General features: G+C 71.0%; 27 protein-coding genes. 12 read left to right on the top strand and 15 right to left on the bottom strand.

The annotated features are described in order from the left end of the window. Positions 1–386 precede the first annotated feature (386 nt). From HDC93_RS32235 to clpS, 7 genes are all read right to left on the bottom strand, one after another. Positions 387–1,337 (bottom strand): PLP-dependent cysteine synthase family protein, encoded by a 951-nt coding sequence (locus HDC93_RS32235; protein ID WP_185014372.1) that lies wholly within the window; start codon positions 1,335–1,337, stop codon positions 387–389. Between the two features lie 6 nt (positions 1,338–1,343). Continuing rightward, positions 1,344–1,622 carry a MoaD/ThiS family protein gene (locus tag HDC93_RS32230; RefSeq protein WP_185014371.1) on the bottom strand — a complete coding sequence of 93 codons (279 nt, stop codon included), beginning with the start codon at positions 1,620–1,622 and terminating at the stop codon, positions 1,344–1,346. Between the two features lie 115 nt (positions 1,623–1,737). Further along, positions 1,738–1,833, bottom strand: a complete 96-nt coding sequence (locus HDC93_RS39455; RefSeq protein WP_311688247.1) for a putative leader peptide — start codon at positions 1,831–1,833, stop codon at positions 1,738–1,740. Between the two features lie 98 nt (positions 1,834–1,931). After that, complete coding sequence (locus HDC93_RS32225; RefSeq protein ID WP_185014370.1) at positions 1,932–2,354, bottom strand: Mov34/MPN/PAD-1 family protein; 423 nt, start codon at positions 2,352–2,354, stop codon at positions 1,932–1,934. A gap of 133 nt (positions 2,355–2,487) precedes the next feature. Then, positions 2,488–3,915 (bottom strand): amino acid permease, encoded by a 1,428-nt coding sequence (locus HDC93_RS32220; protein WP_185014369.1) that lies wholly within the window; start codon positions 3,913–3,915, stop codon positions 2,488–2,490. Positions 3,916–4,280: 365 nt separating this feature from the next. After that, the gene (locus HDC93_RS32215) at positions 4,281–4,889 is read right to left on the bottom strand and encodes a DUF2017 domain-containing protein (RefSeq protein ID WP_185014368.1); all 609 of its coding nucleotides are present in this window, start codon (positions 4,887–4,889) and stop codon (positions 4,281–4,283) included. A 32-nt stretch (positions 4,890–4,921) separates the two neighbouring features. Then, positions 4,922–5,239, bottom strand: a complete 318-nt coding sequence (clpS, locus tag HDC93_RS32210) for an ATP-dependent Clp protease adapter ClpS (RefSeq protein WP_030837810.1) — start codon at positions 5,237–5,239, stop codon at positions 4,922–4,924. 184 nt (positions 5,240–5,423) lie between these two features. On the opposite strand from clpS, the gene HDC93_RS32205 reads away from it, so the two are divergent. Beyond that, positions 5,424–6,770, top strand: coding sequence for a nicotinate phosphoribosyltransferase (locus HDC93_RS32205; protein WP_185014367.1), 1,347 nt, complete (start codon positions 5,424–5,426; stop codon positions 6,768–6,770). A 298-nt stretch (positions 6,771–7,068) separates the two neighbouring features. Further along, positions 7,069–7,659 (top strand): nicotinamidase, encoded by a 591-nt coding sequence (locus HDC93_RS32200; RefSeq protein WP_185014366.1) that lies wholly within the window; start codon positions 7,069–7,071, stop codon positions 7,657–7,659. A gap of 30 nt (positions 7,660–7,689) precedes the next feature. On the opposite strand, the gene HDC93_RS32195 is transcribed toward HDC93_RS32200, so the two are convergent. After that, a complete protein-coding gene (locus HDC93_RS32195) occupies positions 7,690–8,034 on the bottom strand; it encodes a hypothetical protein (RefSeq protein ID WP_185014365.1) in 345 nt (114 codons plus the stop codon). A gap of 122 nt (positions 8,035–8,156) precedes the next feature. Further along, a complete protein-coding gene (locus HDC93_RS32190) occupies positions 8,157–10,502 on the bottom strand; it encodes an immune inhibitor A domain-containing protein (RefSeq protein ID WP_185014364.1) in 2,346 nt (781 codons plus the stop codon). Positions 10,503–10,924: 422 nt separating this feature from the next. Between HDC93_RS32190 and HDC93_RS32185 the strand changes: the two genes are divergently transcribed. Next, the gene (locus tag HDC93_RS32185; RefSeq protein ID WP_185014363.1) at positions 10,925–11,197 is read left to right on the top strand and encodes a hypothetical protein; all 273 of its coding nucleotides are present in this window, start codon (positions 10,925–10,927) and stop codon (positions 11,195–11,197) included. Between the two features lie 34 nt (positions 11,198–11,231). On the opposite strand, the gene HDC93_RS32180 is transcribed toward HDC93_RS32185, so the two are convergent. Both HDC93_RS32180 and HDC93_RS32175 read right to left on the bottom strand, forming a co-directional pair. Then, positions 11,232–11,927, bottom strand: coding sequence for an RDD family protein (locus tag HDC93_RS32180; protein ID WP_185014362.1), 696 nt, complete (start codon positions 11,925–11,927; stop codon positions 11,232–11,234). 137 nt (positions 11,928–12,064) lie between these two features. Beyond that, positions 12,065–14,035: an RDD family protein gene (locus HDC93_RS32175; protein ID WP_185014361.1), complete on the bottom strand. Its 1,971-nt coding sequence runs from the start codon at positions 14,033–14,035 to the stop codon at positions 12,065–12,067. Between the two features lie 245 nt (positions 14,036–14,280). Here HDC93_RS32175 and HDC93_RS32170 point away from each other — a divergent pair, with 245 nt between their 5' ends. Beyond that, the gene (locus tag HDC93_RS32170) at positions 14,281–14,691 is read left to right on the top strand and encodes an SsgA family sporulation/cell division regulator (RefSeq protein ID WP_185014360.1); all 411 of its coding nucleotides are present in this window, start codon (positions 14,281–14,283) and stop codon (positions 14,689–14,691) included. 11 nt (positions 14,692–14,702) lie between these two features. Here the strand turns inward: HDC93_RS32170 and HDC93_RS32165 are convergent, their stop codons facing one another. Further along, on the bottom strand, positions 14,703–16,118 hold the full coding sequence (locus HDC93_RS32165; protein ID WP_185014359.1) for an FAD-binding oxidoreductase: 1,416 nt from the start codon (positions 16,116–16,118) through the stop codon (positions 14,703–14,705). Between the two features lie 92 nt (positions 16,119–16,210). Between HDC93_RS32165 and HDC93_RS39450 the strand changes: the two genes are divergently transcribed. Then, positions 16,211–17,647, top strand: a complete 1,437-nt coding sequence (locus tag HDC93_RS39450) for a tetratricopeptide repeat protein (protein ID WP_185014358.1) — start codon at positions 16,211–16,213, stop codon at positions 17,645–17,647. 448 nt (positions 17,648–18,095) lie between these two features. Here the strand turns inward: HDC93_RS39450 and hppD are convergent, their stop codons facing one another. After that, complete coding sequence (hppD, locus tag HDC93_RS32155; protein WP_185014357.1) at positions 18,096–19,241, bottom strand: 4-hydroxyphenylpyruvate dioxygenase; 1,146 nt, start codon at positions 19,239–19,241, stop codon at positions 18,096–18,098. A 123-nt stretch (positions 19,242–19,364) separates the two neighbouring features. Here hppD and HDC93_RS32150 point away from each other — a divergent pair, with 123 nt between their 5' ends. The 7 genes from HDC93_RS32150 to HDC93_RS32120 are packed head-to-tail and all read left to right on the top strand — an operon-like array spanning position 19,365 to position 24,327. Next, positions 19,365–19,835, top strand: a complete 471-nt coding sequence (locus HDC93_RS32150; RefSeq protein WP_185014356.1) for an Lrp/AsnC family transcriptional regulator — start codon at positions 19,365–19,367, stop codon at positions 19,833–19,835. A gap of 19 nt (positions 19,836–19,854) precedes the next feature. Beyond that, on the top strand, positions 19,855–20,502 hold the full coding sequence (locus tag HDC93_RS32145) for an ABC transporter permease (RefSeq protein ID WP_185014355.1): 648 nt from the start codon (positions 19,855–19,857) through the stop codon (positions 20,500–20,502). Then, a complete protein-coding gene (locus HDC93_RS32140) occupies positions 20,495–21,754 on the top strand; it encodes a betaine/proline/choline family ABC transporter ATP-binding protein (protein WP_185014354.1) in 1,260 nt (419 codons plus the stop codon). Before HDC93_RS32145 ends, HDC93_RS32140 begins: the two co-directional genes overlap by 8 nt. Then, entirely contained in the window at positions 21,751–22,557 is an 807-nt protein-coding gene (locus HDC93_RS32135) for an ABC transporter permease (RefSeq protein ID WP_185014353.1), read from the top strand. The genes HDC93_RS32140 and HDC93_RS32135 overlap by 4 nt, the downstream gene beginning before the upstream one ends. Next, positions 22,554–23,516: a glycine betaine ABC transporter substrate-binding protein gene (locus HDC93_RS32130; protein WP_185014352.1), complete on the top strand. Its 963-nt coding sequence runs from the start codon at positions 22,554–22,556 to the stop codon at positions 23,514–23,516. The genes HDC93_RS32135 and HDC93_RS32130 overlap by 4 nt, the downstream gene beginning before the upstream one ends. Positions 23,517–23,567: 51 nt before the next feature. Beyond that, entirely contained in the window at positions 23,568–24,143 is a 576-nt protein-coding gene (locus tag HDC93_RS32125; RefSeq protein ID WP_185014351.1) for a transcriptional regulator, read from the top strand. 13 nt (positions 24,144–24,156) lie between these two features. Further along, positions 24,157–24,327, top strand: a complete 171-nt coding sequence (locus HDC93_RS32120; RefSeq protein ID WP_185014350.1) for a hypothetical protein — start codon at positions 24,157–24,159, stop codon at positions 24,325–24,327. Here HDC93_RS32120 and HDC93_RS32115 read toward each other — a convergent pair. After that, a complete protein-coding gene (locus HDC93_RS32115) occupies positions 24,324–25,115 on the bottom strand; it encodes a S16 family serine protease (RefSeq protein ID WP_185014349.1) in 792 nt (263 codons plus the stop codon). The two genes, HDC93_RS32120 and HDC93_RS32115, sit on opposite strands and share 4 nt — an antisense overlap. Positions 25,116–25,191: 76 nt before the next feature. Then, complete coding sequence (locus HDC93_RS32110; RefSeq protein ID WP_185014348.1) at positions 25,192–25,833, bottom strand: IclR family transcriptional regulator; 642 nt, start codon at positions 25,831–25,833, stop codon at positions 25,192–25,194. Positions 25,834–25,894 lie beyond the last annotated feature (61 nt).

Below are 25,894 nucleotides of genomic sequence, written 5' to 3'. Positions count from 1 at the left end.
GAGCAAGCGCGAAGATCCGGAGCCGTCCGACCAGCTGAACACGCACGAAGACCGAGGTGCGTCCCGACGGGCCGAGCACGCACGAAGCGACGGCTGCATCCCGACGGCGGGAGCAAGCGCGAAGATCCGGAGCCGCCCGACCAGCTGAACACGCACGAAGACCGAGGTGCGTCCCGACGGGCCGAGCACGCACGAAGCGACGGCTGCGTCCCCGGCGGGCCGAGAACGGCAAGGCACCGAAGTCGTGACTCCGCACGAAGAACGACGTCGTCACTCCGCACCAAGGGCGACGTCGTGACTGCGACGAAGAACGACGTCGTGACTGCGCACGAAGGGCCGGAGTCGTCGTGACTCCGGCCCTTCGTCGTGTCGGTGTTCGGCGTCGGCTACGCCCAGAGCTGACCCTGGAGCGTGTCGATGGCCTCCTCCGTGGTGGCCGCCGTGTAGACGCCCGTCGAGAGGTACTTCCAGCCGCCGTCGGCGACGACGAAGACGATGTCGGCGGACTCCCCCGCGTTGACGGCCTTCTTGCCGACGCCGATCGCGGCGTGCAGCGCGGCGCCCGTGGAGACCCCGGCGAAGATGCCCTCCTGCTGGAGCAGCTCACGGGTGCGGGTGACCGCGTCCGCCGAGCCGACCGAGAAGCGCGTGGTGAGGACGGACGCGTCGTACAGCTCGGGGACGAAGCCCTCGTCGAGGTTGCGCAGGCCGTAGACCAGGTCGTCGTAGCGCGGCTCGGCCGCGACGATCTGGACGTCCGGCTTGTGCTCGCGCAGGAAGCGGCCCACGCCCATGAGGGTGCCGGTGGTGCCGAGGCCGGCCACGAAGTGCGTGACCGACGGCAGGTCGGCGAGGATCTCGGGGCCGGTGGTGGCGTAGTGGGCGCCCGCGTTGTCCGGGTTGCCGTACTGGTAGAGCATCACCCAGTCGGGGTGCTCGGCCGAGAGCTCCTTGGCGACGCGCACGGCGGTGTTGGAGCCGCCCGCCGCCGGGGAGGAGATGATCTCCGCACCCCACATGCCCAGCAGGTCCCGGCGTTCCTGCGAGGTGTTCTCGGGCATCACGCAGACGATGCGGTAGCCCTTGAGCTTGGCCGCCATCGCCAGGGAGATGCCGGTGTTGCCCGACGTCGGCTCGAGGATGGTGCAGCCCGGGGTCAGACGGCCGTCCTTCTCCGCCTGCTCGATCATGTGCAGGGCCGGGCGGTCCTTGACCGATCCCGTCGGGTTGCGGTCCTCCAGCTTCGCCCAGATGCGGACGTCGGCGGACGGCGACAGCCGCGGCAGGCGCACCAGTGGGGTGTTGCCGACCGCGGCCAGGGGGGAGTCGTAGCGCATGGTTGATCAGACCATGCCGCCGGCCACGGCCGGCAGGATCGTGACGTTGTCGCCGTCCGACAGCTTGGTGTTGATGCCGTCGAGGAAGCGGACGTCCTCGTCGTTCAGGTAGACGTTGACGAAGCGGCGCAGGCTGTCGCCGTCGACGATGCGGGCCTGGATGCCGGGGTGCCGGGTCTCGAGGTCGGTGAAGAGCTCGGCGAGGGTGTCTCCCTTGCCCTCCACTGCCTTCTGGCCGTCGGTGTAGGTGCGGAGGATGGTCGGGATGCGGACCTCGATGGCCATGGCTTCAGGGCTCCTGTCGGGAGTGGTCGGTCAGGGCGCGCGGCGGCGCAGGAACAGCAGGTGGTGCGTGTGTGCAGCGCCGCGGCTCACGGCCGTACGGCGGCAGGGACCGGCGTCAACAGATGGCGCTGGCGAGCCTGCACAGGTCGACGTGCAGCCGCGCCACGAGCAGATCGCCCGGCGTCTTTTCGCTCACGTCATGGAAAACCATGGGCTCATCGTATCGATTCCCGGTCCGGGTTCTGGAATGTGATCCCACATGGCGGACGTTTTCGGGCCGGGGAGTGAGACTGCCCTGTTCAGGCGTCCTCAGTAGGCCTCGACCACCTGGACTTCCTCCTCCGTGACCTCGCCCTCGACGATACGGAAGGAGCGGAACTGGAACTCGCCGGCGCCGTCGGTGTCGGCGGTGGAGACGAGGACGTAGTGGGCGCCGGGCTCGTTGGCGTAGGAGATGTCGGTGCGCGAGGGGTAGGCCTCGGTCGCGGTGTGGGAGTGGTAGATGACCACCGGCTCCTCGTCGCGGTCGTCCAACTCGCGGTAGAGCTTGAGCAGGTCGCCGGAGTCGAACTCGTAGAACGTGGGCGACATGGCCGCGTTGAGCATGGGGATGAAGCGCTCGGGGCGGTCCGAGCCCGCCGGACCGGCGACGACGCCGCACGCCTCGTCGGGGTGGTCCTTGCGCGCGTGGGCGACGATCTGGTCGACGAGGGCCTGGGTGATGGTCAGCATGCTCGCCAGGATAAGCAGAAGGGCCGTTCCGTACCGAGGAATGGTACGGAACGGCCCATATGCCGGACGCCCTGAGCGGCAGCCGCAGGGGGTGCCACGAGTACTCCCTGCGGCTGGGCGTCCCGCGGGTTGGTCAGCCCACCTTCTCGAACTCCGCGTCGCCGCGGCGCTCGGTGATCTGCGGGTTGCGGCTCTTGAGGACCCGCCAGCCGATGCCGAGGGCGACAGCCCAGCCGGCCGCGACGTACAGGCAGACCCGCGCGTCCTTGTCGTACGCGATCATGCAGGTCACGCCGATGAGGAAGAGGAGCGCGACCCAGCTGAAGAGCGCGCCGCCCGGGGCGGGGAAGGACGACGCGCGCAGCCGGCCCGCGTCGACCGCGGCGCGGTAGCGGATGTGGCTGACGAGGATCATCATCCAGGTCCAGATGCCGGCCGCGGTGGCGACGGAGGTGACGTAGAGGAACGCCTTCTCCGGGACGACGTAGTTCAGGACGACGCCGATACCCATGAGCGCGACGGAGACCGTGATGCCGACGGCGGGCGTCTTGCGGGCGTTGAGCTTGCCGAACGCCTGCGGGGCCTCGCTGTTGGCGGCCAGGTCGCGCAGCATGCGGCCGGTGGAGTACATGCCCGAGTTGCAGGACGACAGGGCCGCGGTGAGCACCACGAAGTTGACGATGCCCGCGGCGAGCGGGATGCCGATCTTGCCGAAGGCGTGGACGAAGGGGCTCTCGCCCGCGGAGAACTCGGTCCACTTCACGACGGAGAGGATCACCAGCAGGGCGCCGACGTAGAAGACGATGATGCGCCAGGGCAGGGTGTTGATGGCCTTGGGCAGGGTCTTCTCGGGGTTCTCGGACTCGCCCGCGGTGACGCCGACGAGCTCGACGGCGAGGTAGGCGAACATGACGCCCTGGAGCGTCATCAGGCTGGAGCCGATGCCGTTGGGGAAGAAGCCGTCGTGCGACCAGAGGTTGGAGACGGCGGCGGTGTCACCGGCGTCGGAGAAGCCGAGGGTGAGCACGCCGAGACCGATGACGATCATGCCGATGATGGCCGTGACCTTGATCATCGAGAACCAGAACTCGACCTCGCCGAAGATCTTGACGGAGATCAGGTTGACGCCGAAGAGCACCACCAGGAAGACCAGGGCGCTGACCCATTGCGGGATTTCCGGGAACCAGAAGTGGATGTAGATCGCGGCGGCGGTGAGCTCGGCCATGCCGGTCACCACCCACATGAGCCAGTACGTCCAGCCCGTGACGAACCCGAAGAACGGGCCGAGGAACTCGCGGGCGTACTCGGCGAAGGAGCCGGAGACGGGCCGGTAGAGGAGCAGCTCGCCCAGGGCCCGCATGATGAAGAAGATCACGACGCCGGCGAGGGCGTACATGAGGATGATGCTGGGGCCGGCCTTGGCGATGTTCGCACCGGCGCCCATGAACAGGCCGACGCCGATGGCGCCACCGATCGCGATCATCTGGACCTGGCGGCTGCCGAGTCCGCGCTCGTACCCCTCTTCGGAGACGTTTTCCGATTCGACCTGCGCAGAGGTCATGTGTGGTGCGCCTTTCTCCATGCCGACCCGGGCCTCGCGTCGGCCTCGGATCGGGTTTCGATCCCCCCGGAATGATGGAGCTGAGCGGGCCCGCGAACCCGCTCGTGCCTGGCCGGCGGTTGCCGGCTCGGTGGCGCACCCGGCCGAACATTCGGGTGGTGTTCTGCCGGGCGGTCGTGAAGATCTATCACGGCCGCACCACTGATCACAGGGGTGGGATGTGGCACACGGCACAGAAAGAAGCGGACAAAACGCTTTCGAGGGGGCCATAGAAGACGGGTGCGGTGACGCGATCGTTATCCGGATTTGAGTGTCCTCTGAGCGAACACCGATCGGTCACCCGCCGGTCACAAAACCTGCACCGATCAGGCCATAAGGGTTCCGACCAGCGTCTCCTGGAGTCCACCCAGCCAGAGGTAGGCCATCACCATCGGCTTACGGGGGTCGTCGTCCGGGAGGCGGTAGAGGAGGTCGGTGTCCTCGTCCTCGGTGATCTCCAGCCGCGATCCGATCGCGAGCCGCAGGTCGTTCAGCGCGCCGAGCCACTGCTGTGACTCCGCCGGCGACAGCTTCAGCACCGCTCCGCCCTTGCCGGCAGCGGACGAGGAGAGCGCGTCGAGGGAGCGGATCACCGCGAGGGCGCTGTCCCGCTTGCCGGCCCGCAGGTCGTTCTCGGTGTACCGCCGGAACTCCGCGGAGTGCGCCCGCTGCTCCTCGGCGTCCCGGGGCGAGGCGGGCTGCTCGGGGTCGCTGTAGGCGTCCGGGAAGAGGCGCCGCAGCACCGGATCGGTGGGCGGCTCGCTCGGGCCCTGAGCGAACAGCTCGGCGAGCGGGTCGCCGGGGGCGTCCTCGGCGGGGCCGGGGCCGATGAGCTCCAGGAGCTGGACGGCCAGCGACCGGATGATGGAGATCTCGACGTCGTCGAGGGCGACGGCCGCGCCGCCGCCGGGGAGCGGTTCGAAGGTTCCGGGCATGAACGCCTTTTCGCTGCTGGGCGGGGTGCTGGCTACTTGCGGTCCTGCTGGAGGGTGGCCCACAGGCCGTAGCCGTGCATGGCCTGCACGTCGCGCTCCATCTCCTCGCGGCTGCCGCTGGAGACGACCGCCCGGCCCTTGTGGTGGACGTCGAGCATGAGCTTGGTGGCCTTGTCCTTGGAGTAGCCGAAGTACGACTGGAAGACGTACGTCACATAGCTCATGAGGTTGACCGGGTCGTTGTGGACGATGGTGACCCACGGGAGGTCCGGCTCGGGTACGGCGAAGACCTCCTCCGCCGACTCGGTGCGTTCGATCTCCAGGGGCGCGGGTGACGTCACACTGCCCATGCTGCCACCCGAGGGGGGTGGACGCACAAACGGGCCTGGCCGCAAGGCGATCGCGTCACCCGGGACTGCAATCGTCAGGTTGACGAAATGGGGGTACGCTCCTCCTCATACTGCGGACACCGGGGGACACCCGCATGACCCCGGCCGACAGGCAACCCGGCGAGAAATGGCGAGGAGAGCTGAAGTGGACGTAGCGGACCTTGGGCTGCCGGTGGACGTTCCCTCGACGGCGCTCTTCACGGACCAGTACGAGCTGACGATGCTGCGGGCCGCCCTCGCGGCGGGCACGGCCGAGCGGCGGAGCGTGTTCGAGGTCTTCACCCGGCGGCTGCCGAACGGGCGCCGCTACGGCGTCGTGGGCGGCACCGGACGGGTGCTGGACGCGGTGGAGAACTTCCGCTTCGACACGGCCGTGCTGACCTTCCTGCGCGAGCGGGAGATCGTCGACGAGGAGACCCTGGACTGGCTGGCGGGCTACCGGTTCCGCGGCGACATCTGGGGCTATCCCGAGGGCGAGGTGTACTTCCCGGGCTCGCCGATCATGCGGGTCGAGGGCACCTTCGCCGAGTGCGTGCTGCTGGAGACCGTGATCCTTTCGATCCTCAACCACGACTCGGCGATCGCCGCGGCCGCCTCGCGCATGTCGGCGGCCGCCGGTGACCGGCCGCTGATCGAGATGGGCGCCCGGCGCACGCACGAGCTGGCGGCGGTGGCGGCCTCCCGGGCCGCGTACGTCGGCGGTTTCGCGACCACCTCGGACCTCGCGGCGGGCTTCCGCTACGGCATCCCGACCGTCGGCACCTCCGCGCACGCCTTCACCCTGCTGCACGACAGCGAGCGGGACGCCTTCCAGGCGCAGGTGAACACGCTGGGCCGGGGCACCACCCTGCTGGTGGACACCTACGACGTCGCCGAGGCGGTCCGCACGGCCGTCGAGGTCGCCGGGACCGAGCTGGGCGCGGTGCGGATCGACTCCGGCGACCTGCTGCTGGTGGCGCACCGGGTACGCCAGCAGCTCGACGAGCTGGGCGCGAGGGACACGAAGATCGTCGTGACCTCGGACCTGGACGAGTACGCGATCGCCTCGCTGGCGGCGGCGCCGGTGGACGCGTACGGCGTGGGTACGCAGCTGGTGACCGGCTCCGGCCACCCGACCTCCTCGATGGTCTACAAGCTGGTCGCGCGGGCCGAGTCCACCGACCCGAAGGCACCGCTGGTGCCGGTGGCGAAGAAGTCCACCGGCGGCAAGACGTCGGTGGGGGGACGCAAGTGGGCCGCGCGGCGGCTGGACTCCCACGGCGTCGCCGAGGCCGAGGTGCTCGGCACCGGGCCGGTGCCGGCCGCGCTCGCGGACCGGCAGCTGCTGGTGGAGCTGGTCAAGGAGGGCGAGGTGGTGGCGCGTGAGCCCCTGGACGCGGCGCGCGAGCGGCACACGAGGGCGCGCGCGGGTCTCCCGATGTCGGCCACGCAGCTCTCACGCGGGGAGCCCGTCCTTCCCACGGAGTACCTGCACGAGAGCTCGGGTAGCTAGGGGGTGTTCGGAACGTGCAGTGCGGTGCCCGCGGTGTTCGGTGCGTGCCCTCGGTGTTCGGTGCGTGCCCTCGGCGTGCCGGACGAAGGCCCTCGCAGCGGAGCTACTTGGGTGTTCGGCCGGTGCGGCGAGGGGGCGTGCCGGGCGCCGTGGGGGCTGTGCTGCACGTTCCGAACACCCTGGTTGCGGTATGCCGAGATGCGCCGACCCGTGCCCTCTCCCGTCCGCTCCCCTTTGTCATTAGGCTCGGTGGTTCACCGGCCGGGCTTGCCGACCTCATAGCCGAAGGACACCGACCATGCGCCGCGCCTTGATCGTCGTCGATGTGCAGAACGACTTCTGTGAGGGGGGCAGCCTCGCGGTGTCCGGCGGTGCCGATGTGGCCGCCGCCGTCACCGAGCTGATCGGGCAGGCGGCCGGGTCCGGCTATCAGCACGTCGTGGCCACCCGCGACCACCACATCGCCCCCGGCGGCCACTTCTCCACGAACCCGGACTACGCCCGCTCCTGGCCCGCGCACTGCGTGGCCGGCACCGAGGGCGTCGGCTTCCACCCGAACTTCGCCCCGGCCGTCGCCTCCGGCTCGGTCGACGCCGTCTTCGACAAGGGGGCGTACTCGGCGGCGTACAGCGGCTTCGAGGGCGCGGACGAGAACGGCACGCCGCTGGCCGACTGGCTGCGCTCCCGCGACGTCACCGAGGTCGACGTGGTGGGCATCGCCACGGACCACTGCGTACGCGCCACGGCGCTGGACGCCGCCCGGGAGGGTTTCCGTACGCACGTCCTGCTGGACCTGACGGCCGGGGTCGCCCAGGAGAGCACCGAGCGGGCCCTGGAGGAGCTGCGTGCGGCGGGCGTGGAGCTGTCGGGCAAGCCGGTCGTGCAGTAGCCGCGCGGCGCTCCCGGCGGGCCCCGCCGGTCAGGTCTGTGCCGTCGGGCGCCTGAGGAGGGCCCGGATCGGGCGCCACAGCTCCTGGACCAGCTCCGGGCTGGACGCGACACCGTTGTCGGGGGCCGTGCGCCATATCAGCCCGTCGGGGTGGTGCAGGACCGCGGTGATCTCGTCCGGGGTCGGCGGGGCGGCGTTGCCGCGCAGGTAGACCGACCGCAGACCGAGGTTGCGGAGCCTGGTCAGGGCCCGCGCGCGGTTCACGGAGTGGACGAGGACGCGGACGGCGCCGGGGCCGTCGGCGGCGGGGCTGGGCAGGTTCAGTGCCACCACCACCGTGCCGTTCGGCAGCTTGCAGAAGCCTCCTGCGGCCATGCGCTCATCCCCCCGTGTCGGTCGGTGTCAATAAGAGAGCCACAGGACGCACCTAAACACGGATCGGCGGTGACCCGCCAGTGGGTCACCGCCGAACACGCTCTGACCTGCAAGGATGCGGATTACCTGCCCGCGGCGCCGACCTCCAGCTCGATCGTCGAGCCGTCCTTGGCCTCCTTGAGGATCTTGATCTTCGTGTTGGTGTCAGTGATCTTGACACCCGCGGTCGGGTTCGACTCGTCGTAGTAGTCGTTCTTCCGGTCGTTGAAGACCGAGACGCCCTTCGAGCCCGGGATGTACTTCGCCACGTCCGCCTTGTGCAGCGTCATGCCGTCGGTGCGGTAGAGGCTGAACGGTGAGTCGTAGGCCTGGATGCGGTTGCGCATCAGCGTGCCGTCGGCCCACTTCAGCTGGTCCGGGTGCGAGTCGATCGGCAGGACCAGACCTGTGCCCTTGTGCTGGCTGGTGTTGTTGTCCGCCTGGGAGGTGTCCCACTTCCAGATCAGCAGGCCGTTCTGGTACGCGTAGTGCTCCACCCAGTCCGGGCGCGCCGTGAAGCCGAAGTTGTACGGGCCGGTCTTCAGCGTCTTGTCGTACGACACGTACTGGCGGTTCTCCGCGATGTAGTACTGCGCGTAGTCCTTGGTGAAGGACGCGCCCATGCGGGAGAAGCCGTTCGCCTTCCAGGCGGCGTCCGCGGACTCGGCGTCGTCGGAGAAGACGGTGGTGCCGTCGGCGGTCACAGCGATCCGGTCGGCCGCGAAGCCCTTCATAGCCAGGCCGCCGTCGGTCTGGTAGCGGAAGCGCAGGTCGAACTTCTCGCCCGCGTAGGCGTCCAGCGAGTACGCCAGCTTCTTGTAGCCGTCGACCGTGCCGCTCAGGGCCGGCTTGTCGCTGCCGTCACGCGCGATCGGCTTGCCGTCCACGGTGCCGTCCAGAGCGGTCCAGTTGGCGCCGCCGTCGGTCGAGGCCTCAGCGTAGAGGAAGTCGTAGTTGGCCTCAATGTCGTACCAGCCATCGAGGGTCAGCGACGCCGACTTCTTCCCGGTCAGGTCGACGGAACGGGTCAGCGTGTTCTTCAGGTCGTTGCCGCTGCCGCTCCACCACTGGGTGTCGCCCTGGGCCGGGGTCACGAGCTCGGTGGTGACGGCCTTCTTCGGCAACTCCACCACGAGCGCCTGCTTGTGCTTGGTGTTGTACGCGGCGAGGCCCAGCTTGTGCCAGGAGTTCACGCCGGCCTTGGCCTTGTCGTAGTTCAGCCAGCCGAGCTGCATCTTGTCCCAGGCGGTCATGTCGCCGGGCAGGTCGCCGATCTCGTTCTTGCCCTTGCCGAGCCAGGAGCCGGAGGACATCAGGGTCCAGAATCCGGTGGAGTTCTCGCCGCCGGAGGTGTCGTAATGGTCCGGCAGGCCGAGGTCGTGGCCGTACTCGTGGGCGTAGACGCCGAGTCCGCCGTTCTCCGGCTGGACGGTGTAGTCGCCGACCCAGATGCCGGTGTCGCCGATCTTCGCGCCGCCGAGCCTGTTGTTCTCGGGGCCGGTGGCGCCGGCGTCGGTGCCGAAGGCGTACCAGCGGTGGGCCCAGATCGCGTCCTCGCCCTGGGCGCCGCCGCCCGCCGACTCGTCCTCACCGGCGTGCACGACCTGGAAGTGGTCGATGTAGCCGTCGGACTCGTTGAAGTCGCCGTCGCCGTCGAAGTCGTAGCGGTCCCACTGGTCGTACTGCTTGACGTCGGCCTTGATCTGGGCGTCGGTCTTCCCGGCCTTCTTCTGCTCGGCGACCCAGGCGTCGAGACCGTCCTTGACGACGTTCCACACGCTCGGGCAGTTCTTGTCACCGCAGGCGTTGTTGCCGTAGCGCGCCTCGTTGTAGGGGACCTTGACCCAGTCCGAGACCTTGCCCTCGACCGAGTACCGGCCGGAGGACTGCTTCTCGTAGTACGTCTTGACCGAGTCGACGCCCTTGCCGGCGCCGAAGTAGAGGTCCTGGAAGTACTTCTGGTCGTAGTCCGCGCGCCAGGCCGTGGAGTTGTCCTTCTTGCGGTCCGGCTTCGCTATCCGGTTGTGCAGCGGGCCGGGCGTGCCGCCGAACTCGCTGATCCGGTCGCCGAACTCGACCAGGATCGTGAAGATCTTGTCGGTCTTCTCGCGGCCCAGCTCGACGTACTTGGCGTCGCCCTTCTTGCTCTTGAGCTGGACGACCTTCGAGCCCTCGCGGTTCTTGACCTTGCTCTTGCCCGATATGACCTGCTGCAGGGCTTCCTGGCGCTGAGCGTCCTGCGTCTTGCTCAGCGGGCCTTCGAGATCGTGCTCGTCGTGGTGACGATCCGCCGGGTCATGCCGGTCCACGGTGGTGGACCGGGGGGCCGAGGCGTCGTCGGCCACCGCGTACGTCGAGGCGGTGGCGGTGGCCGCCGCGAGCGCCACGCTTATGGCGGCCGCTCTGAACGTCCAGGGTCTACTGGTCACTTGAGATCCTCCCCCGCGTTCGGGCGCGCGGCAGGCAGGGTCCCGGTCATGGAAATCCGCGCGCGCGTGATCAACGCGTGTAGTCAAGTGACGACATTTGACTAGAGGTTTAGAAGAAAAGACAGACCTTGACTTGGACAAGTCAAGTGCACTATGCGGAGGCAACGTTCGTTTTACGGACAACCAAACGGTTGTCCCCCGGCCCTCCCCACCGGCCGTGCGGGCGCGTGCACCTGTCCACCAGGTGGACGTCATGACTCCGTGCGCCCCCTGTGCACCGCCCTTGTTGATTAGGTCACGCTTACCGCCGGTTCCGGTCGGGCACCCTGGCGGTGAGAATGTCGGTTGGCGGAACGCCCGGAAGCCGGCGTGAAGCCGGGCCGACACCCCCGTGGACCCCCACTTTCGAGGACATGATGGCCATGCCCCGTCCGACTGCCGCACAGTTCGCCTACGGTTCGTGCACCGTGATCTTCTCGACCCTCGCCATGCTGCTGCTGTCTCAGACGAGTTCGGGTGCGGGGATCGCGGTCATCTGCGCCGCGGCGCTCGCCCTCGGACTGCTGGTCGCCATGACGGTGCCGCTGCCCGGGAAGCGCCCGGCCGCGGTGGAACAGCCCGCGCCCCAGGCGCCGCTGCGGGCCTCGGTCCCGGCACCGGCCCCGGCCCCGGTACGCGAACGGGCGGCCTCCTGACCGCCCGTCGCGCTCCAGTCGATTCTTCCGCGCCTCACTGCTTCGTGCTGACCACCACCGTTTTCGCCGCCTTGTCGTGCAGGCCCTGCTTGTAGGGCCGGTCGAAGTAGCTCCAGCCGCCGCAGATCGCGGTCCAGACACAGGCGCAGCAGAAGGCGAACGGGATCCACAGCACCGCGGCGCGCGCCAGCGCGTTCTGCACGGAGGGCGTCGCCCCGTTGTCCAGGTTGGCCACCCGCATGTGCAGCAGTTTCTTGCCGAGGGTCTGGCCGGTCCGCGCGGTCAGGACGGTGTCGTAGGCGATGTAGAGGACGGCGGCGACCGCCGCCTGCCAGAACGACTTGCTGATCTCGATGCGGTCGCTGTCCACGTCGTACTCGTTGACGCCGAAGCCCCACGTGATCAGCCAGACGACGGCGCCCACCAGGATCATGTCGATGATGCGCGCGAGCGTGCGCATGGCACTGTCGCCGAGCGGGGGCATACCGGCGAGCGGGTCGGTGGGGTAGGGGCCGCCGCCGTACGGGTCACCGCCGTAGGGGCCACCGCCGGGACCGCCCGGGCCGTTCGGACCGCCCGGACCACCCGCGCCGCCGCCCCCGTACGGCGGGGGCTCGCTGCCGGGGGGCGGGCCCGTGCCCTCTGCGGGCGGCTCGTCCGGGGGGCGCTTCCGGAACGGGTCGTCGTCCGGTGGCTGCTGACCGGAGCCGGGGGGCGGTTCACTGCTCATGGCCCGAGTCGACCGCGAACCACCGGTCTCCGCACCCGGCGGACAGCCGTCCGAGGGAGCCCGGCCCGCTCAGTCGGCTCAGCCCGTCAGCCCGTCAGCCCGCTCAGCCCGTCAGCCCGCTCAGCCCCTCCGCCCGTTCAGCCCGCGACGAAGGTGTGGGCCGCCTTGTCGTGCCAGCACTGGCGCCACGGCCGGTCGAACAGGCACCAGGCGACGCCGACGATCCCGACGACGAGGAGCCCGGGCACGCTGTAGACCAGCCAGCGGCGCAGGGCCGCGCCGAACTCCGGTGAGTCGTGGGCCTCGATGTCGCGCACTTCGAGGCCCATCAGCTTCTTGCCGAGGGTGCGGCCCCACTTGGCGGTGGGCAGCACCTCGCACAGGATCCCGGCGAGCAGCAGGACGGCCAGGATGATGCCGAGGTAGATCGAGGTCGTGCCGTCGAGCAGCCAGACCGTGACGGTCTCGCCGGAGAGCTTGGCCGCGTCGATCTTCTCGTTGACGTGGTCGATCGCCTTGGTGCCGAGCGGCACGGCTGCCGCGGCGGTGAGGGCGGCGAGGACGACGGTGTCCAGCAGCCGGGCGGCCAGCCGCTTGCCCAGTCCCGCGGGGCGGGCCTCGGCCTGGCGCCGGGCGGCCGCCTGGAACACGTCCTCGACCGGCGGCTTCCAGGGTGCGACGGGCTGCTCGTCACCTCCACCGGCTCCGGCGAGCCGGTGCACCTGCTGCGCCCAGGAGGACTGACCGCCGCCCGGGCCCGCGCTGAGGGGAGCGCCGGAGGCGGCGGCACCGGGCTGGGCGCTGCCGGGTCCGGCGGACTGCGGAGGGACGGTGGGAGCCGCCTGGGGGCCGGACAGCGCGCTCGGGGCGGCGCCGGAGGCCTGTGCGGCGGCGCTCCCGGCTCCCGCCTGCGCGCCGGAGGCCCGGGCGGCGGCCGCCTTCCCGGCGCCGAAGCCGGGTCCCGCGGAGCCGCTTCCGGAACCGGTCGGCCCGGCCTGCGGGCCGAAGGCGGGTCCTGACGCGGCCGGGCCGAAGGCGGACGCCGCCGCCCCGCCGCCCGAGCCCGCCGGCCCGAAGCCCGAACCGGCCGCGCCGGCCGCCGCCCCGCCGCCCGAGCCCGCCGGCCCGAAGCCCGAACCGGCCGCGCCGGCCGCCGCCCCGCCGCCCGAGCCCGCCGGCCCGAAGCCGGAACCGGCCGCGCCGCCTTGCCCGCCGCCGAAGGGGGACGCCGTCGAGTCGCCGCCGGACCCTGCCGGTCCGAAGCCGGAGCCAGCGGCCCCGCCTTGCACCCCCTGCACCCCCTGCACCCCCTGAGCGCCTTGCACCCCCTGCGCGCCCTGCACCCCCTGCGCGCCTTGCACGCCGTAACCGGAGGCCGCCGGCCCGCTGCCCGAGCCGCCCGAGCCCGCCGGGCCGAAGCCGGAACCGCCGGCGTTGCCGCCGGAGCCACCGGAGTTGCCGCCCGGGCCCGTGCGCGGGGACACCGCGCGGAACGTCATCGTGCCGTCGTCGGGAGCGTCGGCGGCGGCCCCTCCCCCGGCCTGCCCCGTCGGACGGCGGAACACGAACGTGCCGCCCCCCGCCGCGGCGTTCGCCTCCTGGCCGGCCGGCGCGCTGTTCGCCGCGCCGTCCGTACGGGCGGACTCGCCCTCGGACCGCTGGTCGGCGCGCGCCACCCTCGGGTCACCGCTCTGCGCGCCCTGCGGGGCCGCGCCCTGTGCCCCCTGCGGCGCGCCCCACGAGACCCGGCGGTCCTGGTCGCCGCCGAAGCCGGACTGGCGGGAGCGGTCGGCGCCCCAGGCGGAGGCCGGTTCGGGACGGCTGCCGTGCTGCGCGTCGGCGGCGGACGGCGGCTCGGACGGCTCCTCGACCGGGTCCTCGTCGAAGAAGTGCGGCCCGGTCTCCTCGACCGAGGCGGCCGCGCCGGACTGCCCCGCCCCCGCTCCGGGCGGCGGCGCGAGCGCCTCGCCGTCCTTGGGCGCCGGACGGCTGGTGCCCGGCACCCAGGATGCGCCGTTCCAGTACCGGACATATCCAGGAATGGACGGGTCCGGGTAATACCCTTCGCGGGGCCTGTCGTCACCGGGGGCCGGGGTTGGGGCGCTCATGTCCGTCGTCCCGTATCTGCTCGGGGGCCAAATGGGGGCCTCCACATCTATCAGACGAGCGCAAGCCCCACGGCCGCTCCCACCGGACCCGCCCCTTTCGAGCACCGATGTGCTACGCACCGCACCGTTCCGGTGGATCCCCCTGCGAAAAAACTTCCGGCAAGCCGCGTAATGCCACGGCCGCCGCCCGCTCTCTCCTTCCGACCGGCCCTCGCGGGCAGCCGTCTGGAGAAGGGAACACCGCCATGCACACCGTGGTGGAGCGGGAACTGGAGCTGAAACTCGTCCTGTCGCCGGAGCGCAGGATCCCGGTGCCGGCCCGGCTCGGGTACCTCACCGACGACCCCTACGCCGTCCACGTCACCTTCCATGTCGACACCGAGCACCCCGTGTACTGGACGTTCGCCCGGGACCTGCTGGTGGAGGGCGTGTTCCGGCCGTGCGGACAGGGGGACGTGCGGGTGTGGCCGACGAAGACCGAGGGGCGCAGCGTGGTGCTGATGGCGCTGAGTTCACCCGACGGGGACGCCCTGCTGGAGGCCCCGGCGGCGGCGGTGTCGGCCTGGCTGGAGCGGACGCTGAGGGTGGTGCCGCCGGGGACGGAGGGCGAACAGCTGGGCCTCGACGACGAACTGGCCCAGTTGCTCGCCCAGTGAGGGCCCGGGGGTCAGAAGAGCTTGCCCGGGTTCAGGATGTTCAGCGGGTCGAAGGCCTGCTTGACGGCCCGCTGCATCTCCATGCCCACGGGGCCGATCTCGCGCGCCAGCCACTCCTTCTTCAGGACGCCGACGCCGTGTTCGCCGGTGATGGTGCCGCCGAGTTCCAGGCCGAGGGCCATGATCTCGTCGAAGGACTCGCGGGCGCGCCGGGACTCGTCGGGGTCCGCCGGGTCGAAACAGACCGTCGGGTGGGTGTTGCCGTCGCCCGCGTGGGCGACGACACCGATGGTGAGCTGGTACTTCTCGGCGATCCGGTCGACCCCGTCGAGCATCTCGGCGAGCCGGGAGCGGGGCACGCACACGTCGTCGATCATCGTCACGCCCTTGACCGCCTCCAGCGCGGTGAGCGACAACCGCCGCGCCTGAAGGAGCAGTTCGGATTCCGCCACGTCATCGGCGGGGACGACCTGGGTGGCCCCGGACGCCTCGCACAGGGCGCCGACGGCTGCGAGGTCGGCGGCGGGGGCGGTGGTGTCGAACGCGGCCAGGAGCAGCGCCTCGGTGCTCTCGGGGAGGCCCATCTGCGCCATGTCGTTGACGGCCGTGACCGTCGTACGGTCCATGAGTTCGAGGAGTGACGGCACATGGCCGCCCTCCATGATCCGGCACACGGCGTCGCAGGCCGCGGCGGCGGAGGCGAACTCGGCGGCCAGCACCAGCTGCTCGGGCGGCTTGGGGCGCAGCCCGAGGACGGCCCGTACGACGATGCCGAGCGAGCCTTCGGAGCCGACGAACAGCCGGGTCAGGTCGTAGCCGGCGACGCCCTTGGCGGTGCGGCGGCCGGTGGACATGAGGCGCCCGTCGGCGAGCACCACGTCCAGTCCGAGAACGTACTCGGCGGTGACCCCGTACTTCACGCAGCACAGGCCGCCGGAGGCCGTGCCGATGTTGCCGCCGATGGTGCACATCTCCCAGCTGGAGGGGTCCGGCGGGTAGTACAGGCCGTGCTCGCCGACGGCCCGGGACAGGGCGGCGTTGATCACGCCGGGTTCGCAGACGGCGATGCGGTCGACCGGGTTGATCTCCAGGATCCGGTCCATCTTCGTCAGGGACAGCACGATGCAGCCCTCGGAGGCGTTGGCGGCGCCGGACAGTCCGGTGCGGGCGCCCTGCGGCACGACGGGGACGCGCAGGGCGGTGGCGGTGCGCATCACGTGCTGGACCTGTTCGGTCGTGCGGGGCAGCACGACCACGGCGGGGGCGCCGGCCGGGCAGAAGCTCGCCATGTCGTTGGCGTAGGAGGCCGTGACGTCGGGGTCGGTGAGGACCGCTTCGGCCGGCAGGCCGCTGAGCAGCAGGTCCACGAGGTCGCCGGTCGCTGCGGTGTCCTCGGAGCTGGGCGCTTCGATACGGCTCATGATCACAGGTTCGCACCCGGGGCCATCGGTGTGAACCCCGTCGGCGGCACCCTTCGCCTGCCCGGGTGGGGTCGTCGTACTGACGCACAGTGAGCGCCATGGAGAACCAGCAGGAGGGTCCGGTGCGGCGGGAGAGCGGTTCGAAGCGCCGGGTGCGCGTCCGGCCGGTGCTGATCGCCTCCGTCGTGGGGTGTGCCGTGCTGGGCGGGGTGCTGGTGCTGCTGTCGCGGGAGCGGTCCGCCGAGCCCGCTGCGCCGTCGCCGGGGGCGCTGGCCATGGAGGCGGTCGCCGGTGGGGTGCCGGCCACGCTGCCCGGCCTGGCGGAGCTGATCGAGGAGCGGCGCGAGGCCGTGCGGACGCGCCCGCGGGACGCGACGTCCTGGGCGGTGCTCGGGGCGGCCTACGTGGAGCGGGGGCGGCGTCTGGCGGACCCGGCGTACTACCCGCGGGCGGAGAAGGCGCTGCGGACGTCGCTGTCGGTGGGGCCGAAGCGCAACACCCGGGCCCTGGAGGGTCTTGCCGCGCTGTCGAACGCCCGCCGGGACTTCCCCGCGGCGCGCCGGTGGGGTGAGGCGGCGCTGAAGTTGGAGCCGCGGCGGTGGACGACGTATCCGCTGCTCATCGACGCCTACACCGGGCTCGGTGAGTACAAGGCGGCCAAGCGGACGCTGGACCGGCTGACCGGGCTGCGCTCCGGGCCCGCCGTGCTGGCGCGGGCCGCGGCCGTGTACCGGGACCGGGGCTGGCGGGAGGACGCGGCGGCCTCGCTGGCGGACGCGGCGGCGGGCGCTCGGGCCCCGGCCGAACGGGCCGCCTATCTGGAGCGGGCCGGGCAGCTGGCGTTCGAACGCGGGGACCTGGACGTCGCGCTGCGGCACTTCCGGGAGGCGGTCCGCCTCGACCCCGACCAGTGGGCCGCGCGGGCCGGGCAGGGCCGGACCCTGGCGGCCCTCGGCCGGACGACGGGGGCCCTGAACGCCTACCGGGCGGCCCTCGCCGGGCAGCCGTGTCCGCAGTACGCCCTGGAGCTGGGCGAGTTGTACGAGTCGCTGGGCATGCCGGAGGCGGCCCGGGTGCGGTACGGCCTGCTGCGGGAGCGGGTGCGGCGCGCTGCCGCGGGCGGGGCCGACGAGGAACTGGTGCTGGGCCGTTTCGAGGCCGACCACGGCGATCCGAAGGCGGCGGTGCGGCGGTTGCGGGCGGAGTGGAAACGCCAGCCGGGGCCGGAGGTCGCCGACGCGCTGGGCTGGGCCCTGTACCGGGCCGGGGAGTCGGAGAAGGCCCTGCGGTTCGCGCTGACGGCGACGGCCCCCGAGCCCGGGGGCGGGGCGCTCGACGCGGCGTCCATGTACCACCGCGGCATGATCGAGCAGAAGCTGAACCGCCACGGCGCGGCCCGCCGACACCTCACGGAGGCCCTGCGCATCAACCCCCACTTCTCCCCACTGCACGCACCTGCGGCACGGGCGGCGATCGAGGCGCTGGGAGAACCGTCGGACGAGGGGGTGCCGGGGATGGACGGCGGGGCGGGGTAGCCGGACACGGCCGGGGTCCGCCACGGGCCGGGCACCGCCGGGGTCCGCCACAGGCCGGGCACCGCCGGGGTCCGCCACGAGCCGGACACGGCCGGGATCCGCCACGAGCCGGACACGGCCGGGATCCGCCACGAGCCGGACACGGCCGGGATCCGCCACGAGCCGGGCACCACCGGGCACGCCACAGGCCGGGCACCGCCGGGGCACGCCACAGGCCGGGCACCGCCGGGGCACGCCACGAGCCGGGCACCGCCGGGGTGCGCCACGAGCCGGGCACCGCCGGGGTGCGCCACGAGCCGGGCACCGCCGGGGTGCGCCACGAGCCGGGCACCGCCGGGGTGCGCCGCATGGTCACGCGCCTCACGGCGGCCGGGAAGACTGCTGCCGGTCGATGCGCGTGGGCGTGCGGGTGCCCCGTGACACCCGCACGCCCGCCGATCGCCGGCGGCTACAGGTTGCCGCGGCGCTCCTGCTCGCGCTCGATCGCCTCGAAGAGGGCCTTGAAGTTGCCCTTGCCGAAGCCCATCGAGCCGTGGCGCTCGATGATCTCGAAGAAGACGGTCGGACGGTCCTGGACCGGCTTGGTGAAGATCTGCAGCAGGTAGCCGTCCTCGTCGCGGTCGGCGAGGATCTTCAGTTCGCGCAGGGTGTCGATCGGAACGCGGGTCTCGCCGACCCACTCCCCCAGCGTGTCGTAATAGGAGTCGGGCGTGTTGAGGAACTCGACACCGGCCGCGCGCATCGTGCGGACCGTCTGGACGATGTCGCCCGTGTTGAGGGCGATGTGCTGCACGCCCGCGCCGCCGTAGAACTCCAGGTACTCGTCGATCTGGGACTTCTTCTTGGCGATGGCCGGCTCGTTGATCGGGAACTTGACCTTGAGCGTGCCGTCGGCGACGACCTTGGACATCAGCGCGCTGTACTCGGTGGCGATGTCGTCGCCCACGAACTCCTTCATGTTCGTGAAGCCCATGACCTTGTTGTAGAAGCCCACCCACTCGTTCATCCTGCCGAGCTCGACGTTGCCGACGCAGTGGTCGATCGCCTGGAAGGTGCGCTGCGCGGGCGGCTCGACCATCGGCTGGGCCGCGACGAAGCCGGGCAGGTACGGGCCGTCGTAGCCGGAGCGCTCGACGAGGGTGTGGCGGGTCTCGCCGTAGGTGGCGATGGCGGCCAGGACGACCGTGCCGTGCTCGTCCTTGAGCTCGTACGGCTCGGTGACCGAGCGGGCGCCGTGCTCCAGGGCGTAGGCGTAGGCGGCACGCGCGTCCGGGACCTCGATGGCGAGGTCGACCACACCGTCGCCGTGCTCGGCCACGTGCGTCGCGAGGAAGTGGCCCCAGTCGGTGGTGGGCTTGATGACCGAGGTGAGGACGAAGCGGGCGGAGCCGTTCTCCAGGACGTAGGCGGCGGTCTCGCGGCTGCCGTTCTCCGGTCCGGAGTAGGCGACCAGCTTCATGCCGAAGGCGGTGGAGTAGTAGTGCGCCGCCTGCTTGGCGTTGCCCACGGCGAAGACGACCGCGTCCATTCCCTTGACCGGGAAGGGGTCGGCCTGCCGGGCGGTGTCGGGAGTGTGGTGTGTGGTCTGCGTCATAGCGGCAGGGTCTCCCCGCTCGGCAAGGTGCGCAATAGTTTCTGTTTGGGCTGGGCAATCTGTTCAGCGATACGGCCGCATCCTCGGCCTTTATGTACAGGATGACCATGCCGGGAGGCTGCTGTGGCGATCGATCGTCTGGACGGCCGGATCATTCTGCTGCTGGCCCGCGAGCCGCGGATCGGGGTGCTGGAGATGTCCCGAAGGCTGGGGGTGGCCCGGGGCACCGCGCAGGCGCGACTGGACCGGCTTCAGTCGAACGGAGTCATCCGCGGGTTTGGTCCCGAGGTCGATCCGGCCGCGCTCGGCTACCCCGTCACGGCGTTCGCCACGCTGCAGATCCGGCAGGGTCAAGGGCCGGACGTACGGGCCCACTTGGCGACCGTGCCGGAGGTGCTGGAGCTGCACACCACCACCGGCACCGGCGACATGATGTGCCGCCTCGTGGCCCGCTCCAACGCCGATCTCCAGCGTGTGATCGACCGGGTCGTCGGTTTTGATGGCATCGTCCGGGCCTCGACGGCGATCGTCATGGAAAACCCCGTTCCGCTGCGGATCATCCCGCTCGTGGAGCAGGCCGCGGAGGAGACCTGACGTGTAGGGGTGAGCGCGTGTGAACTTCTGGGAGTACCTGGTCAACCGGCACCAGCAGCTGCTCACGGACGCCTACCAGCACGCGAGCGTGGTCTTCCAGTGCATGGTCGTGGCGACCGCGCTCGGGGTGCTGATCGCCGTCGCCAGCTACCGCAGCGAGTGGGCCGGGAACCTCGCGACCACGACCACCGCCACCATCCTGACCGTCCCGGCGCTCGCCCTGATCGGTCTGCTCATCCCCATCGTGGGCCTCGGCGTACCGCCCACGGTCGTCGCGCTGACGCTGTACGGGCTGCTGCCGGTGGTGCGCAACGCGATCGTCGGGCTGCGCGGCGTCGACCCGGCGCTGGTGGACGCGGCCACCGGCATCGGGATGTCCGGGCCGGCCCGGCTGCTGAGGATCGAGCTGCCGCTGGCCTGGCCCCCGATCCTCACCGGGATCCGGGTCTCCACCCAGATGCTGATGGGCATCGCGGCCATCGCCGCGTACGCCTCGGGCCCCGGGCTCGGCAACGTCATCTTCCGCGGCCTGGCCTCGCTCGGCAGCTCCAACGCACTCAACCAGGTCCTCGCGGGCACGCTCGGCATCATCATCCTGGCCCTGCTGTTCGACGCCGCGTACGTCCTGATCGGACGGCTGACCATCCCCAGGGGGATCCGTGCCTGAGACCGGTGACCACGGCGCCTCCATCGAGCTGGAGAGCCTGACCAAGCGCTACCCCGGCAGTGCGCAGCCGGCGGTGGACAACGTGAGCATGGAGATCAAGCCGGGCGAGGTCGTCGTCTTCGTCGGCCCCTCGGGCTGCGGGAAGTCGACCACGCTCAAAATGATCAACCGGCTGATCGAGCCGACCGGCGGCCGCATCCGCATCGGCGGCGAGGACGTCACCGACATGGACCCGGTCAAGCTGCGCCGCAAGGTCGGCTACGCCATCCAGTCCGCCGGACTCTTCCCGCACATGACGGTCGCGCAGAACATCGGGATCGTCCCGAAGATGATCGGCTGGTCGAAGCCGCGGATCAGGGAGCGCACCGAGGAGCTCCTCGACCTGGTCGGCCTCGACGCCGCGGAGTTCCGCGGCCGCTATCCGCGCCAGCTCTCCGGCGGGCAGCAGCAGCGCGTGGGCGTGGCCCGTGCCCTGGCCGCCGATCCGCCGGTGCTGCTGATGGACGAGCCGTTCGGGGCGGTGGACCCGATCACCCGGGACCACCTCCAGGACGAGCTGATCCGCCTCCAGCACGAGCTGCACAAGACGATCGTCTTCGTCACCCACGACTTCGACGAGGCGATCAAGATCGGCGACCGGATCGCCGTGCTGCGCGAGCGTTCGCACATCGCGCAGTTCGACACCCCCGAGGCGATCCTCACCAACCCGGCGGACGACTTCGTGTCCGGCTTCGTCGGCGCCGGCGCGGCGCTGAAGCGGCTGAACCTCACCCGCGTACGGGATGTGGAGATCACCGACTATCCGACGGTCACGGTCGACGACCCGCTGCAGCAGATCTTCAACCAGCTGCGGACCAGCGGCAGCAACGAGATCCTGCTGCTCGACCGGCGCCGCCGCCCCTACAAGTGGCTGCGGCGCGGCGATCTGATGCGCGCCCGGGGCTCGCTGGCCCGCGCCGGGACGCTGGTGAGCGACACGGTCACCCGGGACGCGACCCTGCGGGACGCACTGGAGGCGGTGCTCACCGACAACGCGGGGCGGGTGGCGGTGACCGGGCGGCGCGGGGAGTACACGGGCGTCGTCGACATGGAGACCCTCATGAACTCCGTGCACGAGATGCTGGAGGCCGACCGGCTCGACGCGATGGAACACCAGCACGAACTGGAGTCGCTGCGCGCCTCGCAGACGCACGCGGAGCAGGAGGGCGCCGCGGGTCCGGCGGGCGTGGGCGGGCCGGGAGGGGAGCGGTGACGGCCACGGAGGCCGAGGAGACCTCCGAGCCTCTGGAGGAGACCGAGGCGCCCCCACCCCAGGCCCGGCCGTCCCGCCTCACCTGGCAGAAGCTGACGTTCCTGCCGGTGGCCCTGATCGTCGTGCTGCTCGCCACCTGGCTGTGGTTCCAGCAGGCCGACCTGGACGCGCTCACCCGCAACGCCCTGTCGGGCGGCCAGGTCACCAAGGCGCTGTGGCAGCACATCCAGTTGACCGTGATCTCCACGTTCTTCGTGCTGATCATCGCGATCCCGCTGGGCATCCTGCTGACCCGCGGAGTGATGAGCCGGGCCACGCCGGTGGCGATGGCGTTCGCCAACATGGGTCAGGCGACCCCGGCGATCGGTCTGCTCGCGCTCCTGGTGATCTGGCTGGGCATCGGCCGCAGGGCCGCGCTGATCGGCATCATCATCTACGCCATCCTGCCGGTGCTCTCCAACACGATCACGGGCCTGAAGGCGAACGACCCGACCCTGCTGGAGGCGGCCCGCGGCATCGGCATGTCCCCCAGGGGGGTCCTGACCCGGGTCGAACTCCCCCTCGCGGTCCCGCTGATCCTGGCGGGCGTGCGCACCGCCCTCGTCCTGAACGTCGGTACGGCGACCCTGGCGGTCTTCGGCGGGGGCGGCGGCCTCGGCGTGCTGATCACGACCGGCATCACCAATCAGCGGATGCCGGTGCTGGTGCTGGGGTCGATCCTCACGGTGGTGCTGGCGCTGCTGGTGGACTGGCTGGCGTCGCTCGCCGAACTGCTGCTGCGGCCGCGCGGGTTGCAGCCATGAGGCGGCGTAGGTACCTGGCGGCGGCGGGCCTGCTGGTCGCGGCGGCCGGCTGCGGCCTGAACAGCGGCTCCCCGCTGACCGACGACGTGGAGCCGGGGTCGATCGGACAGGGTGAGCCGCTCAAGGGCGCGCATCTGACGGTGACGTCGAAGTCGTTCACCGAGCAGCTCATCCTCGGCTCGATCATGGGCATCGCGTTCGAGGCGGCCGGGGCGGACGTCATCGACCGCACCGGCATCCAGGGCTCCATCGGCAGCCGCGAGGCGGTCCGCAAGGGCGACGCGGACGCCGGGTACGAGTACACGGGCACGGCCTGGATCACGTACCTCGGGCACAGCAAGCCGATCACCGATCCGCAGGAGCAGTGGGAGGCGGTGAAGAAGGAGGACGCGGACAACGGGCTGGTCTGGCTGCCGCCGTCGAAGCTCGACAACACGTACGCCCTGGCGATGAACCAGGAGAACGCGAAGAAGTACGGCACGAAGACGATGTCGGACGTGGCGAAGCTGGCGAAGTCCGACCCGGGGGCCGTGAAGCTGTGCGTGGAGGTCGAGTTCGCGAACCGGGCGGACGGGCTGCCGGGCATGCAGAAGGCCTACGGCATGAACGTGCCGGCGCAGAACATCACGCAGATGGACACCGGGATCATCTACACGCAGACCGCGAAGGGCAACTGCACGTACGGGGAGGTGTTCACCACCGACGGGCGGATCAAGTCCATGAACCTGGTGGTGATGGACGACGACAAGAAGTTCTTCCCCAACTACAACGTCGCGCCGATGATCAACGCGAAATCCCTGAAGGAGTGGCCGGCGATCGCCGACGTCCTCAACCCGATCACGGCGAAGCTGAACAACTCCGTGGCGCAGACGCTGAACGCGAAGGTGGACGTCGACGGCGAGGATCCCCACCAGGTGGCGCTGGACTGGCTGGTGCAGGAGGGGTTCGTCAAGGAGTGAGTCACAAAGAAGGCGTTGCAAAGGAGGCTTTGCAACGCTACCTTTGCATGCATGCCCGACGAACCAGCTCCTCGCCTGCTCGACGCCCGCTCCCTGCGCGGCCTGGCTCACCCCCTGCGGATGCAGCTGCTGGTCGCACTGCGACACGGCGGACCTGCCACCGCATCCCAACTGGCGGAGAAACTGGGCGAGTCCAGCGGCGCGACCAGCTACCACCTACGGCAACTCGCCGCACACGGCTTCGTCGCCGACGACCCGGAGCGCGGCAAGGGGCGGGAGCGCTGGTGGAAGGCGGTGGACCAGGGCATCCGGACCGACGAGACCCTGATCAAGGACCCGGATCCGACCGTGCGGGGAGCCGTCGCCCTGCTCCGGTACGAGGTGGCCAATGTGCACACCCGGGAGCTCGCGACCTGGCTCGGCACCACCGGCGACTGGGGCGAGGAATGGGACGGCGCCACGGACCTCAGCGACTTCGCCCTGCGGCTCACTCCCGAGCTCGCCCGTGAGCTGGTCGGCAAGATGCACGAGCTCATCCAGAGCTACCGCCCCCTGCCCGAAGACACCCCGGGCGCCGAGACGGTACGCGTCCACACGCACGTCTTCCCCAGCCGTATGACGCCGTGAGAGGCCAACACCCATGCACCCGGACATCCACCTCGCCCTGCACCACGCCCGCGCCGCCGAACTCCGCGCCGAGACCGGGCCCCGTCCGGCACCCCGGCGGGACCTCCGGGTGCGAGTGGGCTGGACCCTCATAGAAGTCGGGCTGAAGCTCGCCACCCGGCCCGGGCCGGCCCCCGCCCACTAGCAGCTGGGGACGGAGCCCTTCCCCGTCTCCAGGGCCACCAGTGAACTCACCGTGCTCTTCAGCGTGGTCACCGGAATGAGCCGCAGGCCCTTCGGCAGCTCGGCCCGGGCGTCGGCGCACTCCGCCTTGGGGACCAGGAACACCGTCGCCCCGTCGCGCTTGGCGGCCTGGGTCTTGAGGGCGACGCCGCCCACCGCGCCGACCCGGCCGGCCGCGTCGATCGTGCCCGTACCGGCGATGACCCGGCCGCCGGTGAGGTCCCCGCCGGTGCCGTCGCCGTCGAGCTTGTCGATGATCCCGAGGGAGAAGAGCAGCCCCGCGCTGGGCCCGCCCACGTCCGCGAGCTTCAGACTGACCTCGATGTCCTTGTCGTCGAGGTCGAGGTACCCCAGGGCGGCCCGCGTCGCCGCGTCCTGGGACTCCTTCATCTGCTTCTCGTTGTGGCGCTCGATCTCCTTGACGGTGTCCCCGCTCGGGTAGACGGAGTCGCGCGGCATGACCGCCTGGTCGGTGCGGAACCAGCTGTCGATGACGTCGGGCAGCGAGACCCGGGTGTCCGGGGAGGTCGCCTCGATGGTGGTCATCCGCAGCTGACCCCGGGTGTCCCGGACCGGCGCACCCGAGATGGTGATCACCTGCGTGCCCTTGTTCTCGCCCAGCACGTTCGCCGTCAGCCCGGGCTGCGCCACCGAGAACGGCAACGGCGCCAGCACCGCCGTCGCGAGCAGGGCCACGACGGGCAGGGCGCAGACGGCGATGGCCTGGGGGCGCGTGAGGCGAGAGAACACGGGATCAATCTAACGCGGGAGGAGGACACGGCCGGGACCAGGGCGTCCGGGGCCCTTGCCTGGAGCCCGTCGGCCCTCAGCGCAGCGCCTCCGCGACCTCCCGGGCCGCGTCGACGACCCGCGGGCCCACCCGTTCCGGTACCGCCTCCGCCAGCATCACCACGCCCACGCTGCCCTCGACGCCCGTCACGCCCAGCAGCGGCGCCGCCGCCCCCCAGGCGCCCGCCTCCAGCTCCCCGTGCGTCAGCATGTATCCCGGGTCGGCCATCGGGTGCTGCCGGGCCGCGAGGATCGCCTTGCCGGCGGCGCCCCGGTCCAGGGGATGGCGGAACCCGGCCCGGTAGGCGACGTGATAGTCCGTCCAGGTCGGCTCCACGACGGCCACGGCCAGCGCGTCCGCCCCGTCGACCAGGGTCAGGTGCGCCGTCGCGCCGATGTCCTCGGCCAGTGACCGCAGCGCCGGCATCGCGGCCTCCCGTACGAGCGGGTGGACCTGCCGTCCCAGCCGCAGCACACCGAGCCCGACCCGGGCGCGTCCGCCGAGGTCACGGCGTATGAGGGCGTGCTGCTCCAGCGTGGCGAGCAACCGGTACACGACGGTCCGGTTCACGCCCAGCCGGAGGGAGAGTTCGGTCACGGTCAGTCCGTGGTCCGTGTCGGCGAGCAGCTTGAGGACACGCAGTCCCCGGTCGAGCGTCTGGGAGGTCTCCGCGGTCACGACGCCCACTCCTTAGTGGTGAGGTCGGCGGCCCCCCGGTCGGCGGATGCGTCACCGAGTC

It is taken from the genome of Streptomyces sp. AK010, from assembly GCF_014207295.1.
Classification (GTDB): Bacteria; Actinomycetota; Actinomycetes; order Streptomycetales; family Streptomycetaceae; genus Streptomyces; species Streptomyces massasporeus.
The sequence above is the reverse complement of the archived record's forward strand: the minus strand, read 5'-3'. Positions and strand labels throughout refer to the sequence as shown.